Origin of the sequence: Bradyrhizobium sp. 137 (assembly GCF_023074095.1) — a bacterium.
GTDB lineage: Bacteria > Pseudomonadota > Alphaproteobacteria > Rhizobiales > Xanthobacteraceae > Bradyrhizobium.
In genome coordinates this window covers 79,428-95,253 of record NZ_JADPKU010000053.1, presented here as the reverse complement: position 1 = coordinate 95,253, position 15,826 = coordinate 79,428, and the positions used below count along the sequence as shown (strand labels likewise).

At 63.5% G+C, this 15,826-nt stretch carries 14 protein-coding genes; 7 read left to right on the top strand and 7 right to left on the bottom strand.

All coding sequences use genetic code 11. The features are described 5' to 3' along the window. The first annotated feature begins 19 nt into the window (after nucleotides 1-19). Nucleotides 20-955, top strand: coding sequence for a DMT family transporter (locus tag IVA78_RS14360; RefSeq protein WP_247301633.1), 936 nt, complete (start codon nucleotides 20-22; stop codon nucleotides 953-955). 96 nt (nucleotides 956-1,051) lie between these two features. After that, entirely contained in the window at nucleotides 1,052-2,029 is a 978-nt protein-coding gene (locus IVA78_RS14355; protein WP_247466057.1) for a tripartite tricarboxylate transporter substrate binding protein, read from the top strand. 187 nt (nucleotides 2,030-2,216) lie between these two features. Here IVA78_RS14355 and IVA78_RS14350 read toward each other — a convergent pair whose 3' ends face one another. Beyond that, a complete protein-coding gene (locus tag IVA78_RS14350; protein ID WP_247466054.1) occupies nucleotides 2,217-3,902 on the bottom strand; it encodes a methyl-accepting chemotaxis protein in 1,686 nt (561 codons plus the stop codon). Between the two features lie 251 nt (nucleotides 3,903-4,153). On the opposite strand from IVA78_RS14350, the gene IVA78_RS14345 reads away from it, so the two are divergent. The 5 genes from IVA78_RS14345 to IVA78_RS14325 all read left to right on the top strand — a co-directional run bounded on the left by IVA78_RS14345 (nucleotide 4,154) and on the right by IVA78_RS14325 (nucleotide 10,062). Further along, the gene (locus IVA78_RS14345; protein WP_247466051.1) at nucleotides 4,154-5,197 is read left to right on the top strand and encodes a C-terminal binding protein; all 1,044 of its coding nucleotides are present in this window, start codon (nucleotides 4,154-4,156) and stop codon (nucleotides 5,195-5,197) included. Between the two features lie 84 nt (nucleotides 5,198-5,281). Then, nucleotides 5,282-6,631, top strand: a complete 1,350-nt coding sequence (locus IVA78_RS14340; protein WP_247280142.1) for an extracellular solute-binding protein — start codon at nucleotides 5,282-5,284, stop codon at nucleotides 6,629-6,631. A gap of 140 nt (nucleotides 6,632-6,771) precedes the next feature. Then, a complete protein-coding gene (locus IVA78_RS14335; RefSeq protein WP_247466049.1) occupies nucleotides 6,772-7,728 on the top strand; it encodes a sugar ABC transporter permease in 957 nt (318 codons plus the stop codon). After that, on the top strand, nucleotides 7,721-8,620 hold the full coding sequence (locus IVA78_RS14330) for a carbohydrate ABC transporter permease (protein ID WP_091888289.1): 900 nt from the start codon (nucleotides 7,721-7,723) through the stop codon (nucleotides 8,618-8,620). Before IVA78_RS14335 ends, IVA78_RS14330 begins: the two co-directional genes overlap by 8 nt. A gap of 86 nt (nucleotides 8,621-8,706) precedes the next feature. After that, nucleotides 8,707-10,062: an esterase-like activity of phytase family protein gene (locus tag IVA78_RS14325; protein ID WP_247466046.1), complete on the top strand. Its 1,356-nt coding sequence runs from the start codon at nucleotides 8,707-8,709 to the stop codon at nucleotides 10,060-10,062. A 129-nt stretch (nucleotides 10,063-10,191) separates the two neighbouring features. Here the strand turns inward: IVA78_RS14325 and IVA78_RS14320 are convergent, their stop codons facing one another. The 6 genes from IVA78_RS14320 to IVA78_RS14295 form a co-directional block, all read right to left on the bottom strand. Beyond that, the gene (locus IVA78_RS14320) at nucleotides 10,192-11,025 is read right to left on the bottom strand and encodes an energy transducer TonB (RefSeq protein ID WP_247466042.1); all 834 of its coding nucleotides are present in this window, start codon (nucleotides 11,023-11,025) and stop codon (nucleotides 10,192-10,194) included. Then, complete coding sequence (exbD, locus tag IVA78_RS14315) at nucleotides 11,025-11,468, bottom strand: TonB system transport protein ExbD (RefSeq protein WP_247280145.1); 444 nt, start codon at nucleotides 11,466-11,468, stop codon at nucleotides 11,025-11,027. Before exbD ends, IVA78_RS14320 begins: the two co-directional genes overlap by 1 nt. A 4-nt stretch (nucleotides 11,469-11,472) precedes the next feature. After that, nucleotides 11,473-12,249, bottom strand: a complete 777-nt coding sequence (gene exbB, locus IVA78_RS14310; RefSeq protein ID WP_247466040.1) for a tonB-system energizer ExbB — start codon at nucleotides 12,247-12,249, stop codon at nucleotides 11,473-11,475. A 26-nt stretch (nucleotides 12,250-12,275) separates the two neighbouring features. Beyond that, nucleotides 12,276-12,791 (bottom strand): heme utilization cystosolic carrier protein HutX, encoded by a 516-nt coding sequence (gene hutX / locus IVA78_RS14305; RefSeq protein WP_247466037.1) that lies wholly within the window; start codon nucleotides 12,789-12,791, stop codon nucleotides 12,276-12,278. Between the two features lie 27 nt (nucleotides 12,792-12,818). Next, nucleotides 12,819-13,154, bottom strand: coding sequence for an antibiotic biosynthesis monooxygenase (locus tag IVA78_RS14300; RefSeq protein WP_247466034.1), 336 nt, complete (start codon nucleotides 13,152-13,154; stop codon nucleotides 12,819-12,821). Between the two features lie 98 nt (nucleotides 13,155-13,252). Continuing rightward, on the bottom strand, nucleotides 13,253-15,601 hold the full coding sequence (locus IVA78_RS14295; protein ID WP_247466032.1) for a TonB-dependent hemoglobin/transferrin/lactoferrin family receptor: 2,349 nt from the start codon (nucleotides 15,599-15,601) through the stop codon (nucleotides 13,253-13,255). Nucleotides 15,602-15,826 lie beyond the last annotated feature (225 nt).

The following is a 15,826-nucleotide window of genomic DNA, read 5'->3' as shown; positions in this document are numbered from 1 at the left end:
AAGCTCGTATCCGACGCCAATGACGATCGCTTCCCCCGCGCCACCGGCCTCCAATACGGCCAGTTGGCTCAACAACCAGCCTTATCTGCTGCTGAGCCTGAGCTCGTTGTTCTGGGCCGGCAACATCGTGCTCGCGCGTCATGTCGGCGCGCATGTGCCGCCGCTGACCGTGACCACGATCCGCTGGTTCGGCGTGTTCCTCATCCTGTTGCCGTTCGCCTGGCCGCATCTGAAGCGCGACTGGCCTGCTTTGCGCAACAGCCTGCCCCTGATGCTGTTCCTGTCGCTGGTGGGATTTGCCTTCAACAACGCGATCTCGTACTGGGCAATGCAATACACCGAGGCGCTGAACGCGTTGCTGATCCAGTCGGCAGGTCCGCTGTTCGTGGCGCTGTGGTCGCTGGTGCTGTTCGGGGTGCGGCTGACCGGTGCGCAGTTCGCCGGCATCGCGATCTCGCTTCTCGGCGTGCTGATCATCATCCTACGCGGCGATCTCGCCGCACTCGCGAGCATCAGCTTCAACAGAGGCGACATCATGTTCGCCTCCTCGCTGGTGGCGTTCGGTCTCTATTCGGCCTTCATCCCGCGACGGCCAAAAATTCACCAACTCTCCTTCCTGTCCTTCACCACCTGCTGCGGCGCGACGATGCTGCTGCCGACCGCGATCTGGGAGGCCCTAAGCGGCCGCGTGCTGCAGTTCGACGGCACGACGCTGGCAACCCTCGGCTACATCCTGATCTTCCCTTCGACGCTGGCCTATCTCTTCTTCAATCGCGGCGTCGCGCTGATCGGCCCAAACCGCGCCGCGCCGTTCTTCCATCTGGTGCCGGTGTTCGGCTCGGCGATGGCGATCCTGCTGCTCGGCGAAAAGCTCCAGCCGTTCCACCTGATCGGCTACGCGCTGGTGCTCGCCGGGGTCGTGATTGCCTCGCGCCAGGGTTCGGCGGCGAAGTAATTCCGCCACGCGGAGACCGGAGACAAACTCACCGCTTCCGATTTCAATGAGGAGACGCTAGGTTCCCCGCCAACGACAAAGAGGGACCGTCCAGATATGATTTCAGCGTTGACTCGAAACCTGCGAGCCATCGGCGCGGCCGCATTGTGCCTCGCCGCCGCATCCACGGCCGAGGCCGACAATTATCCGAGCCGCAACATCACGCTGGTACTGCCGTTCGCGGCCGGCAGCGGCACCGACACCACGACGCGGCTGATCTCGCAGCATCTGTCGCAGGCGCTCGGCGTCGGCATCGTGATCGAGAACAAGGCGGGCGCCAACGGTATGCTCGCCGCAACCTACGTCGCGAAGGCCGCTCCCGACGGTTACACGCTGCTGGTGACGACCAACACCACGCATTCGGCCAATCCCTATCTGCTCAAGAGCCTCACTTACGATCCGGTCAAGGATTTCACGCCGATCGCGCGCACCGGCGACCTGCCGTTCATGCTGGTCGTCAACCCGGAAGTCCCGGCCAAGACTGTTGGCGAGCTGGTCGCCTATGGCAAGGCAAACCCAGGCAAGCTGAGCTACGCTTCGGGCTCGTCCTCGGCGATCGTGTCCGGCGCGACCTTTGCCCACAATGCCGGGCTCGACCTGTTGCACGTGCCCTACAAGAGCTCGCCGCCGGCGCTCAACGACGTCATGGGTGGCCGCGTCTCGATGATGTTTGTCGACATCCTGACCGGCCTGCCGCATGTCAACGGCAACGCGCTGCGCGCGCTCGCGGTCACCACCAAGGAGCGCTCGCCGCTGGTGCCGCATCTGCCCTCGATGCAGGAGGCTGGCGTGCCGGACTTCGACATCTCGTCATGGCAGGGCTATTTCGGCCCGGCCGGCATGCCCAAGGAGATCGTGACGCGGCTCAATACCGAGATCAGGAAGATCGTCGAGAATCCGGAGATCAAGGCCAAGCTCGCCACCCTCGGCATGGACGCCTTCTCGGGCACACCGGAGCAGCTTGGCATCTTCATGAACGAGCAGCTCGTGCTGTGGGAGAAGCTGATCACGAACGCGGACATCGAAAAGCAGTAGGACGTGCTCCTCGGACAATGTCATCGTCCGCGGAGGCGGACGATCCAGTGTTCCAGAGGCGGCTGTATTTGAACCGAGAGGCCGCGGCGTACTTGATGCCCCGCCTTCGCGGGGCATGACAGTCGAGAGAAAAGGGTGGACACGACGCTTTGCGTCTTTGCCCACTCTACGAATTCAGCGCACGGGCTTACGCCGCGCGCACCTTGGCGAGGAAGCCGTCCACGGCGCTGCGCAGCGCGCCGGACTGGTTGTCCAGCTCGCGGGCGTTGGTGAGCACGTCGCTGGCTGCACTGCCGGTCGCTTCCGCGGCCGACGTGACGCTGCCGATATGGGCGTTGATCTCGCTCGAGCCGGCTGCAACCGACTGGATGTTGCGGGCGATCTCGCGGGTCGCTTCGCCCTGCTGCTCGATCGACGCTGAAATGCCGGCGGTGATCTCGCTCATCTCGGCGATCGTCTGGGTGATGCCGGTGATGGCCGTGACCGCGTCGCTGGTCGAGGTCTGCATCGCCGCGACTTGCGCGGAGATCTCCTCGGTCGCCTTCGCAGTCTGGTTGGCGAGCGCCTTGACCTCGGAGGCGACGACCGCAAATCCGCGGCCGGATTCACCGGCGCGTGCCGCCTCGATGGTGGCATTGAGCGCGAGCAGGTTGGTCTGCGCGGCGATCGAATGGATCAGCTTGACGACCTCGCCGATCTTCTCGGCGCCGGTCGAGAGCACCTGCACGGTAGCGTTGGTCCGCTCGGCATCGCTGACGGCGCGGCTGGCGACTTCGGTCGAGCGGGTGACCTGGCGGGAGATTTCCGCAACCGAGCTCGACAGCTCTTCGGCGGCAGCGGCAACCGTGCCGACATTGCCGGAGGCCTTTTGCGAGGCAGCGCCGACCGTTGCGGCACGCGAGGAAGCATCGGTCGCGGTCGCGGTCATCGACTGCGCCGTGCTCTGCATGCCGGCGGCGGCCGAGGAGACGGAGCGGACGATGCCGTTGACGCTGCGTTCGAAGTCGTTGGCGATGTTTTCCATTGCGCTGCGACGTTCCGCCGCGGCACGCTCCTTGGCATCCGCCTCGGTCTTCTCGAGGTCGCGGATGCGGACCGCATTGTCCTTGAATATCTGCACGGTCGAGGCCATCGCGCCGACTTCGTCGCCGCGGCCGACGCCGGGAATGTCGCCCTCGAGCTTGCCATCCGCGAGGTCCTTCATACGGGCGCCGAGCAGCGCCAGCGGACGGCTGATGCCGCGGCCGATCAGCCAGGCGACGCTGCCGGCAACGATGACGATGCCGAGCATGGCCAGGCCGAGCAGCCAATAGACCGGGCCCATCCTGGCGTCGATGTCGTCGAGATAGGCGCCGGTGCCGAGATACATGTCGAAGCCAGGCACGGCGACTGCATATCCGATCTTGCGGATCGGCTTCTCCTGGCCGGGCTTCACATATTCATAATACAGCAGGATCGAACCCTTCGCCTTGACGCCGTCCATCAGCTCGAGCGACAGCTTGCGGCCATTGGTCACGACATCCATGCGGTTGGTGCCGATCTGCTTCGGATCGGGCGCAAGCTGGGTGATGCCGTCATACGACGTGCCGAACAGGTAGCCCGCGCCGTTGTCATAGGTCATCGCGTTGCCGTAGCGGCGAAGTTCGGCCAGGGCCGCATCCTTGGTCAGCTCGCCGGCATCGACGCGCTTCTTCAGAGCGCCCGCGTAGTTGCGTGCCAGCTCGACGATAGCCTTAGCCTGATCGATGCGTGCATTCACCATCTCCTGCTTCATCAGGTAGCCGGCAAGGACACCGGAGATGCACAGGCCCAACAAGGTGACGCCGACAAGAATGCCGAGCTTCGGGGCGATCTTCAGATTGCTCAATTTCACGGGATAGCTCCGGCAATGACGGGATACGGGCACGCGACCAGTTCGATCAAAATCGAATCAACTTTTATGTGTGAGCCCTTATCAAGTTACTTACGGTCGTCCGTAGAAGCCCGGACGCAGCCGCACAAACCGGCAATTTATCTCCGCGCCAACAACCGGGAATTGTACGCGGCCGCGTCGATTTCGCGTAAAAGACGCAAAGGTCAGCCACGAAGGCAGGCCACAACAAGAAACCAAATCGGGAGCAGAAAATGCCGAAATACAGGGTGGTGACGCCGAAGGGCGCGAGCTTCACGGTCGCGGGCAGCGATTACTCCTATGAGCGCGAGGCGCTCGATCCGATCGATGCCGAGATCATCGAGGCGCCGGCCGACGAGGCCGGGTTCATCGCCGCCGCGAAAAACGCCGACGCCATCTATGCCAAGGGCATCCCGATCACCAAGAGCATCATCGACAGCTTACAGAATTGCAAGGTCATCACGCTCGGCTCGGTCGGCGTCGACAGCGTCGACGTCAAGGCCGCCACCGCCCGCGGAATTCCCGTCACCAACATCCCCGACACCTTCATCGAGGAGGTCGCCGACCACGCCATGATGCTGCTGCTCGCGGGCTTCCGTCGCCTGGTCGAGCAGGATCGCATGGTGCGCGACGGCCGCTGGGCCGAGGGCCGGCCGGCGCTGCTCAAGATCCCGCGGCTGATGGGCCAGACGCTCGGCTTCATCTCGTTCGGCCGCGTCGCGCGCGCGGTTGCGAAACGCGCAGCGCCCTTCGGCCTGCGCATGATGGCCTATGATCCCTTCATCCAGGAAACGCTGATGTACGACCACGGCGTGATCCCGGCGACGCTGAACGAGGTGCTGTCGCAATCCGACTTCGTCTCGATGCACGCCCCCGCCCGGCCCGAGGTCCATCACATGCTGACCGAGAAGCACTTCCTGCAGATGAAGAAGGGCTCGATCTTCATCAACACCGGGCGCGGTGCCACGGTGGACGAGGAGAGCCTAATCAAGGCGCTTCAGGAGGGCTGGATCGCGCATGCCGCCCTCGACGTGCTGGAGAAAGAGCCGCCCTCGCACAACAATCCCCTGCTCGGCATGGAGAACGTGACCCTGACCGCCCACGTCGCTTCGGCCTCGGCACGGTTCGACGAGGCGCGCAAGCGCCGCGTGGGCTACGAATTGTCACTGGTGCTTCAGGGCATGTGGCCAGTAAGCTGCGTCAATCCGTCGGTGCTGCAAAGCACCGCGCTCCGCCGCTGGCAACCGGTCAGCATGGATCGCGGGCCGAACAGCTAGGCGGCCGGCGCAAAGGCGCCGGAAACCGGAACGGCCCTTCACCGGCGATCGACGCCGGGGAGGGAGACATCAAGGGAGGAACTGATGAGGAACGACATCACGCGTCGTGATGCCTTGGCGCTGGGCCTGTCTGCTGCAACGCTCGCGGCCACCGGTGCTGCAGCGCAAACAACGCCATCAACGATCAAGGCTGCCGATGTGGCGGCACCGAAACTCGCGATCGAGAAGGGCGCATCCTTGCGCATGCTGCGCCCGGTACGCTTCGTCCAGGCCGACGAGGACGTGTTCCGCGCCAATGCGGCAAAGTTCACCAAGGATACCGGGGTCGAGGTCAAGGTCGACTTCGTCGGCTGGGAAGATATCAATCAGCAGACCGCGGTGACCGCCAATTCCGGCGCCGGCCCCGACATCATCATCGGCTTCTCCGATGCTCCGCACATTTATATCGACAAGTTGATCGAACTGACTGATGTCGCCGACTATCTCGGCAAGCGTTATGGCGGCTGGCTGCCGCTGGCGCAGCGCTACGGCAAGAAGAACAAGAGCGATACGTGGATCGGGCTGCCGTTCGGCGCCACCGCCGGCCCCCTCATCTACCGCAAGTCGGTCCTGCAATCGGTCGGCTTCGACAAGGTGCCGGAGGACCATGCCGGCGTCCTCGACCTGTGCCAGAAGCTGCACAAGGCCGGCAAGCCGGCCGGCTTCGCGCTCGGCAATGCCAAGGGCGATGGCAACGGTTTTGCGAGCTGGGCGCTGTGGTCGCACAACGGATCCCTGCTCGACGAAGAGGGCAACGTCACGATCAACAGCAAGGAGACCATCGCCGCGTTGAACTGGGTCAAGCAGCTCTACCCGACCTTCATCGCCGGCACGACGTCGTGGAACGACGTCAGCAACAACCGCGCCTATTCCTCGCAGGAGATCTCCCTGACCGCCAATGGCGTTTCGCTGTACTTCTCGCTGAAGAACGATCCTGCCACCAAGGCGATCGCCGAGGACAGCGAGCATCAGCTGCTGCCGAAGGGCCTGGCCAAGGTCTCTCCGATGGCGGGCCTGACGCTGAACGCCATGGTGTTCAAGCACAGCCAGTACCCCAACGCGGCGAAGGCATTCCTGCAATACATGCTGGAAAAGGACCAGTACGAGCCGTGGCTCAATGCCAACTCCGGCTACTGGTCGCAGCCGCTGGCCGCCTACGCCGAGTCCGCCGTGTGGTCGCAGGATCCCAAGGTGAAGCTGTTCAAGGACACGATGAACAGCACCTATTACGACGGCTACAAGGGCCCGATCTCGACAGCGACGGGAGCCGTCAGCGCCGACTACGTGCTGATCCAGATGTTCGCGTCCGTTGCGACCGGCGCTGCCACGCCGGAGGCGGCTGCCGCAGAAGCCGAGCAGCGGTGCAAGCGGTACTTCCGGCGGCAGGGGCGATAAAAACTCACGACAAGGCAGCCGTCATTGCGAGGAGCGAAGGGACGACGCAATCCAGACCGTAACCGCGGAGACAGACTGGATTGCCTCGCTTCGCTCGCAATGACTGCGGTAGCGACAGCCCAAGACAGGACGCCGAACCGATGTCCGTGACCACCTTCTCCTCCCCCGCACTGGCGCAGCGGCAGCCGAACTGGATTGTACGCCTGTTCGACTACAAGCCGTTCCTGATCGCGATGTGTCTGGCGCCTGCGATTGGGCTGCTCGCGGTGTTCCTGACTTATCCGCTCGGCCTGGGCATCTGGCTCGCCTTCACCGACACCACGATCGGCCGGCGTGGCATCTACGTCGGCTTCGAAAATTTCCAGTATCTCCTCACCGATTCCCTTTGGTGGAACGCGGTGTTCTACAGCGTGGTCTACACGGCCGTCGCGACCTTCGGAAAGTTCGCACTCGGCTTCTGGCTCGCGCTGCTGCTCAACAACCATTTTCCGTTCAAGAGCGTGCTGCGTGCGATCATCCTGCTGCCCTGGATCGTGCCGACCGTGCTGTCGGCGCTGGCGTTCTGGTGGATCTACGATCCGCAATTCTCGATCATCTCGTATCTGCTGGTCGACGTGCTGCATTGGCGCTCCAGCAACATCGACTTCCTCGGCTCGGCCTGGCCGGCCCGCTTCTCGCTGATCGCCGCCAATATCTGGCGCGGCATTCCCTTCGTCGCGATCTCGCTGCTGGCGGGCCTCCAGACCATCTCGCCCTCGCTCTACGAGGCTGCGATGCTCGACGGCGCCAGCGCCTGGCAGCGTTTCCGCTACATCACCTTCCCGATGATGATGCCGATCCTCGCCATTGTCATGACCTTCTCGATCATCTTCACCTTCACCGACTTCCAGCTGGTCTACGCCATCACCCGTGGCGGACCCGGCAACTCGACCCATCTGCTGGCAACGCTGGCCTTCCAGCGCGGCATCGCCGGTGGCGAGCTCGGCGAGGGTGCCGCGATCGCGGTGTCGATGATCCCGTTCCTGGTGTTCGCGACGCTGTTCTCCTATTTCGGACTGGCGCGCCGCAAATGGCAGCAGGGAGAGAGCAATGACTGATACAGTCGCCCAACCGGCTGTCGCCGACGCGAAGGCAGCGCCCGACACGATGGCGTGGGATTCCGGGCTGCGGCGGCTGATGATGATCTATCTGCCGCTCGGCTGCTTCGTACTTATCCTGCTGTTCCCGTTCTACTGGATGGCGATCACGTCGTTCAAGCCGAACGCGGAGCTGATGAATTACAAGGAGCACAATCCGTTCTGGATCTCGTCGCCGACCCTGGCGCACATCAAGCACCTCTTGTTCAACACCGCCTATCCGCATTGGCTGTGGACGACGATGCTGGTCGCGATCGGTTCGACCACGCTGTCGCTGATCGCGAGCACGCTTGCCGCTTACGCCATCGAACGCCTGCGCTTCCGCGGCAGCCCTTATGTCGGGCTCGGCATTTATCTCGCTTATCTCGTGCCGCCGTCGATTCTGTTCATTCCGCTCGCCACCGTCGTCGTGCAGTTCGGCCTGTTCGACTCACCGCTTGCGCTGATCCTGGTCTATCCGACCTTCCTGGTGCCGTTCTGCACATGGCTCCTGATCGGCTATTTCAAGTCGATTCCCTACGAGCTCGAGGAATGCGCGCTGGTCGACGGCGCCACGCGGCTGCAGATCCTGAGGCGGATCACGCTGCCGCTGGCGGTACCCGGCCTGATCTCGGCCGGCATCTTCTCCTTCACGCTGTCCTGGAACGAGTTCATCTACGCGCTCGCCTTCATCCAGAGCGGCGCCAACAAGACCGTGCCGGTCGCGATCCTGACCGAGCTCGTCACCGGCGACGTCTATCAGTGGGGTGCGCTGATGGCCGGCTCGCTGCTCGGCTCGCTGCCGGTTGCGATCTTCTACTCCCTGTTTGTAGATTATTACGTGTCGTCGCTGACGGGCGCGGTAAAGGAGTAGATGGGCAACTGCGGCGTTTGGCCCGGCTTCACAAAACTGCAATGTGCCGTCCGCATAAGGCGTGCGTCCGCCAACAGGAGACGTACATGCGCGCGACTTTTCTCGGCACCGTCGCAACGATCATTCTCACCGCGAGCGCCGCGCTCGCTCAGAGCGAAGGTGAATTCCCCGCCAAACTCGTCGGCCACGTGGTGATGCCGGCCGAATCGTTCATCGACGCACCCGCCGATGCGCCAGCCGATCTCAAGACCTCGGGCAAATACACGACGGGCAAGCGCGTCGACGCGCTCGGCACCGTGATGGGCAAGTCCTATGAGCGGGCGACGGGCGTGTCGCTGCCGTTCAAGGGCCAACCGCTGCAGGGCCATTCCGGCATCAAGACCATGCCCGACGGCACGTTCTGGGTCATCACCGACAACGGTATGGGCGCGCGTGCCAACTCGCCGGATTCGATGCTATACCTGAGCCACTACAAGATGGATTGGACGAGCGGCAAGATCGAGCGGCTGGAGACCATCTTCCTGCACGATCCCGACAGACGCGTGCCGTTCCGCATCGTTCATGAGGATACCCAGAAGCGCTATCTCACCGGCTCGGACTTCGACACCGAGGGCTTCCAGATCATCGCCGACAGCTTCTGGATCGGCGACGAGTTCGGCCCCTATATCCTGAAGGCCGACAAAACCGGCAAGATCCTGGCCGTGTTAGAGACGGTCGCCGATGGCAAGCCGGTGCGCTCGCCGGACAATTGGGCAGTGGGAACGCCGGCCGCGCCGGGCGCGACCTACACTAATGTCAACCTCCGCCGTTCCAAGGGTTTTGAGGGCTTTGCATCGTCCAAGGACGGCAAATTCCTCTACGGCCTGCTCGAAGGACCGCTGTGGGACGCCGACAAGAAGGACTGGGAAAAGGTCGACGGCAAGGAAGCCTCCCGCATCCTCGAATTCGACGTCGCTGCCGAGAAATTCACCGGACGCTACTGGCAGTATGTGTTCGAGCAGAACGGCAATGCCATCGGCGACTTCAACATGGTCGACCCGACCAGCGGCCTCGTCATCGAGCGCGACAACGGCGAAGGCACCGCGGACAAGTCTTGCCCGCAAGGCACCCGCGGCGAGAACTGCTTTCCTGACCTCGCCAAATTCAAGCGCATCTACAAGATCGAGCTCACCGATGCCAATGTCGGCAAGCCCGTGCGCAAGATCGGCTATATCGACCTCTTGAAGATCAGGGATCCCGACAAGAAGGCGAGGAAGCCGCTCAATGACGGCGTCTACACCTTCCCGTTCTTCACCATCGAGAACGTCGATCGCGTCGACGACACTCACATCATCGTCGGCAACGACAACAATCTGCCGTTCTCGTCCAGCCGCGACCCCAACAAGGCCGACGAAAACGAGTTCATGCTGCTGGAGGTCGCGGATTTCCTGAAGGCGAAGTGAGGCGACGCTCTATCGATACGGTCATCGCCTGGCTCGACCGGGCGATCCAGTAGGCCGCGGCGGCGGTGTGATACGGAAATGCCACGGCGTACTGGATGCCCCGCCTTCGCGGGGCATGACAACGGAGACTTATCGTACCGTAAACTCCACCGGAATCGTAAAGCTCATCGCGCCGTTCTTGACCTCGTCCGGGATCGGCGGAAACGGCGAGGCCTGGCGGATCATCGCCATGGCCTGAGCGTCGAAAGCGGCGACGCCGGACGAACCACTGAGGCGGCTGGATGTGACCTGTCCGCTACGGGCAATCGTAAAGCTCAGCCTCGCGATGCCGCGCTGACCGCCGCCAGAGGACGGATATTGGTGGAAGCGCATCAGATGCGCGCGGACGCGCTGATTGTAGGATGCGATCACGGAGGCCACCGCGCCGGCGCTCTGGGCCGATGCCATTGCCGCCTCGCGCTCGGCGCGCGGGGCTGCGCTGGTGCGCGGCGCCGGCGGCGCCTCAGACGGCTTTTTCGCCTCGCGGCGAACCACCTTCGGCTTCGCCGGCGCCGGCTTTTCGACCGGGACGATCTTCGCCGGCTCGGGCTTGGCCGGGGTCGGCTCCAATCTCTGCTCGGGTGGCGCGACAACGTCCGGCTTTTCCTGCGGCGGCGTCGGCGCGATCGTCTCCTCGGCCATCTGCTGCTGCACGGGCTGCGGCGGCGAAGCGTCGGCCTCCTGCATCACGGGCCCTGGAGCGATGTCGTCCTGCATCGATTGCGGCGCCGAAGTCACCGGTGCCATGTCGATCATGATCGCCGGCAGGCTCACACCTTGCTCGGGCTGCGACTTGAGCCAGCTCATCGCAAGCAGTGCCGCGGCCATGTGAAGCGCCACGATTACGGCCGCCGATAGGCTCCAGCGCATGGTTTCCCTTTCGCCGAGCGGCTCGTGCAGGGCAAACGCGTTTGCGGAGGTCATCAGCTGCGCCCGTCGAGGCCGACCAGCGCGACCTTCAGGTAGCCGGCATTGCGCAAGCTGTTCATCACCTCCATCAAGTCGCCATAGGAGACCGCCTTGTCGGCGCGCAGATAAATGCGCTCGTCCTTGCGGCCCTTGGTGGCGGCAGCGAGCGAGGTGCCGAGCGCATCGCGGGACACAAGATCCTCACCGACGGCAATCGAAAGATCCGGCTTCACGGTGACGAAGATCGGCTTGTCCGGCCGCGGCGCGGGCTCGGCGGCGCTCGCCGGCAGATCGACCCCGATGTCGACGGTGGCAAGTGGCGCCGCCACCATGAAAATGATCAGAAGCACCAGCATCACGTCGATGAATGGCGTGACGTTAATCTCGTGGGTCACGTCGAGATCACCCGGGTCACCGCGCGACCTGACCGAGGAGCTTGCGCCGAGCTTTGCGGACATGGCCCTACTCCGCCGCCCGCGCCAGGCGGAATTCTCTGTGGTCGCGCTGGCGGCTCACCAGCAGCGTAAGCTGTGCCGAGGCATCGCTGAGCAGCGCGCGGTAATTGGCGATGCCGCGAACGAGATGATTGTAGATCACGACCGCCGGGATCGCGGCGACGAGGCCGAGCGCGGTGGCAAGCAATGCCTCCGCGATGCCGGGCGCGACCACCGCAAGACTCGTGGTGTGGCTCTCGGAGATGCCGATGAAGGAATTCATGATGCCCCAGACCGTGCCGAACAAGCCGACGAACGGCGCGGTGGCGCCGATGGTCGCCAGCACGCCGGTGCCGCGCGCGATCTCCCGGGACATGGCCGCCTCGACCCGCTCCAACCGCAGCGCCAGCCGCTCCTGGAGGCCGTTGTCGAGCACGCCGCCGGAGATCTCCGCCTCCCTGGCGCAGGACTGGATAAGCTGGGCGACCGCATCATGCGCATCGCTTGCCCGTGCCGCGGCCTCGGCCAGCGTCATGTTGCCTTCGAGCGCGCGCGTGCGGTGCAAGGCCAGCGCGCCCTTGCGGCGCAGCTCGACGGTCTTGGCGAGCCACACCGTCCATGTCACCAGCGAAGCCACGGCGAGGCCGACCATCACCGTCTTCACGATGATGTCGGCGCCGACGAACATGCCCCAGGGCGACAGATTGCGCGGTAACAGCGCTTCGTCGATCGCGAAGGCCGGTGTCGGCGCGAGCGCCAGCACGGATGTTACGATCATGTGCCGGAGCCTGGAATTGCTTTGCATCCTGATCTCCCGTCAGACAGAAGAAGCTACGCGGTTGGCTGCGGCGCGATCCGGTCCGCTAGCTGCCTGAACCGCGCCAGTTGGTCCGAACGCAGCGCACGGGTCTCGTCGCGGCCGACGAAGACCTTGAACATGATGCCGCCATCGGCATTGACGAAGGCGACGAAGGCGGACGTCTTGCCCATGAAGGGACGCTCGACGAAGGCGATGGCCGCGCACCGCTCGTGGCGGAGATGGCCGTGCAATCCCTTCGGCTGCATCAGGTTGAAGTAACCGCGGCCGATCTCCCCCGCGGGAATCGCCCCGGTGAACTCGAAGATCGCGTCGTCCGTGTGGACGATCAGCGTGACCTCGCCCCATTCGGCAATATCCTGCATGGCGGCGGCGAAATGCTCACTGCCGCCCATGCGCGCCATGGACGGCGGCAGCGCCTCGATCACGGCGCGCGGGGTGACCTTGCGCTCGCGCGCAATGTCCTCGATCACGGCGCCCGGATTGTCGGCCATATACGCCTTGAGATCGGCGAGATCGGTGCTCAACATGTCCAGCTCCCTTCGTGATCGGCCGCCTCAGGCGGCGGCGTTCGCCTTGCGCTCGGTCATGATGACCTCGAACCCCTCGAACCTGGGATGGCCGAGATAGAGGCTTTCGCCGGTCTTGTTGTCGGCACGCGCATGTGCGCGGCGGAATTCCTCGGAGCGAGTCCAGGCCTCGAAAGCGGACTTGTCGACCCACACGGTGTGCGAGGAATACAGCGTGTGGTCCTCCAGCACCGGTCCTTTGAGCAAATGGAATTCAACGAAGCCGGCCATGCTGCCGAGATAGGACTCCCGGCTGCGCCAGACGGTCTCGAACGCGGCTTCCGAGCCGAGCTTCACCTGAAAACGATTCATAGCGATGAACATGAAAGTCTCCCCTTCTGATCAAGACGAAAACGCGCCGAAGCCGCGCTGGAGCATCAGCGCGGCCCGGCGGAAGTTGTGGTGTTACAGTGCCCTGCGGCTCACGCACCTCCAAAGTGGATCTTCAGGCCGGCCTTGTAGACCCTGCCTGGTCCCGGGCTCGTCCACAGCACGTCGTTCTGCGAGGTGCCGTCGGTGGAGCTGCCGGGAATGGCATAGGGCCGGTAATACTGGTTCAGAAGATTGTCGATCGAGGCCGAGAACACGATGTCCCTGGTCGCATTGTAGGTCAGATACAGATTGACGAGATCGTAGCCGGTCGAGCGAATATAGTTGGCCGGCACGTCGTTGTTCGGACCGAACGAAGCCCACTGCGCCGACACGATCAGGGTGCGATCAAGCAGGCGGACACCGCCGGCGGTGACGACCTTGGTCGGGCTGATGGTCGCAAGCCCGATATTGGTGGCGACGTTCTTGCCCTGGATGTAGTGACCGGCGACGCCGATGAACCAGCTGCCCGCATCGTACATCGTCTCCGCCTCGAAGCCCTGGATGCGGGCATTGGCGATGTTCTGATACTGGTAGTATTGGCTGAACGAGCCGAATGGCGGCACCAGGACCGGCGCCGAAGCGACGAGGTCGATATAGTCGCTGACATCGTTGCGGAACAGGTTGATCTTTCCCCTGAACGAGTCGGACGCGCTGAAGATGTTGTCATACTTCAGGTTGATGCCGACTTCCTTGTTCTTGCCGATCTCAGGACGAAGATTCGGGTTGGGCAGGAAGCAGAACAGGCCGACGGTGCCGTCGGGGCAGGGAAAGAACGCCGGTCCGCCACCGGTCGCGTGCGCGCCGGAAATCACCGTCTCGGTGATCGACGGGGCGCGATAGCCTTCAGCATAGCTGACATAAGGCTGGAAGCCCGCGATCGGCGTGACGCCCACGGTGATCTTGGGTGAGAAGCGGTCGCCGCCGGCACTGGTCTTGCCGGAATCGAGGTCGTAGCGGTCATAGCGGATCGCGCTCACCGCCTCGAACCAGGTGCCGTAGTTCTGCTTCAACTGAACGAAACCGCCCGACACGGTACGGATGCCGCTCGGCGTGGTGATGTTGGAGTTGCCGCGGCTGTCGGTCGTGATGACGTCGTCCTGGAACGCGTCGACGCCCCAGGTGACGGCGTTGCGCCAGTCGCCGACGGTGAAGCGCGTGGTGTTGTTGACGTCGATGCCGTAGGTGTTGAGGACATAGCCGCGCCTGTCGCCGACGCAGCCCGAGATGTTGTTGCCGAAATTGCCCGCGCCGCAATAGGCCACGCCTCCGGTCGAATAGTGATAGGTCTTGGTCTGGTCGTTGTCGACGCGGTTGCCGTAGACCGACATGTGCCAATCGAACAGATTGTCGCTCGGCAGCGAATAGTTCCAGGTAATCGTGCCGGTGTAATTCTTGGCGTCGGAAGCGTAAACCGAGGAGCCCTGATAAAGCGCGCGCTGCGCCGCAGTTACCACCGGGCCCCGGTTGAACTGACCAATATCGTACTGATAATCCTGGAAGATGGCACCGAACTTGACCTCGTGACCGACGGCCGGGCGCACCGTGAGCTTCATCAGCCCGCTTTCGACCTGGTTACCGGTGTTGCCGATCTCGGTGCCATTGCCGTCCTTGTAATTGCCCTGCGTGCGATAGACCGCGCCGCCGAAGACATCGACATCGGGCGTGGCGCGCACGCCGCCGAAGACCGAGGCGAGGCCGCGATTGTTGTTGGAGCCGTAGGAGCCGGAGAGATCGACGCCCCAGCGCTCGCCGGGGCGTAACACGTCGTTGATGTCCTTGGTGCGGAAGGAGACCAAGCCGCCAATCGCACCGGAGCCGTAGATATTGGCAGTCGGTCCCCGCACGACATCGACCCCGCCGATCAATTCGGGGTCGAGGAAGAAGGAGCCGTTGGCGTTGTGGCCGGTGCGCTGGTAGTTCTGCCGCGCACCGTCGACCACGACCGCGACCCGGCCGAAATCCTGCAAGCCGCGGATGTTGATGACGGTTGCGGGATCGTCGCCGCGCTCCTGGAACGACACGCCGGGCACGGCATAGAAGATGCGCGACAAACGGTTGGGCTGAAGCCCCTGGATCTGGTCGAGCGAAATCGAGCTGACTGGCGCGAGCGCATCGATCGTCCGCTCCGGTGTCTTGGTCGCGGCGACCGTAATCGTGTCGAGCGTCTGAACAGGCGCGGCGCCTCCAGCCTGGGCGCGGGCGTTCATGAAGTCGGGCGCTGCCTGCTGCGCAACTGGCGGCTTCACCGGCTTGCGTTTCGCTTGCTTGGGCCGTTCCGACGCACTTTCGGCCTGCGGCTGGGCGGCCTGTGCAAGCCCCCTCTCCGCCGTCATTGCCGCGATTGAAACCACCGACGCGCCCAAAATCAGGGCGCGCGAATACCTAGCCCCGTCAGCCATATCAGCCCCAGCCTGCACTTCACTTTAATTTTGGAGTCTATTGGCTGGCGTGCGTTCGCAACGCGAACGACTGGCTGGCTGTCTTTCGAAAGCACGCGGGGCACTCCCCGCTGCCATAATTGGTTACGTGGCAACACTCTGACCGTCAATGACATCAGGTTACAGTTTATATCGATTGTAAATTGCTGCCGTTGGAATGCGCCTCGCGCCCCTTATACAAAGCAA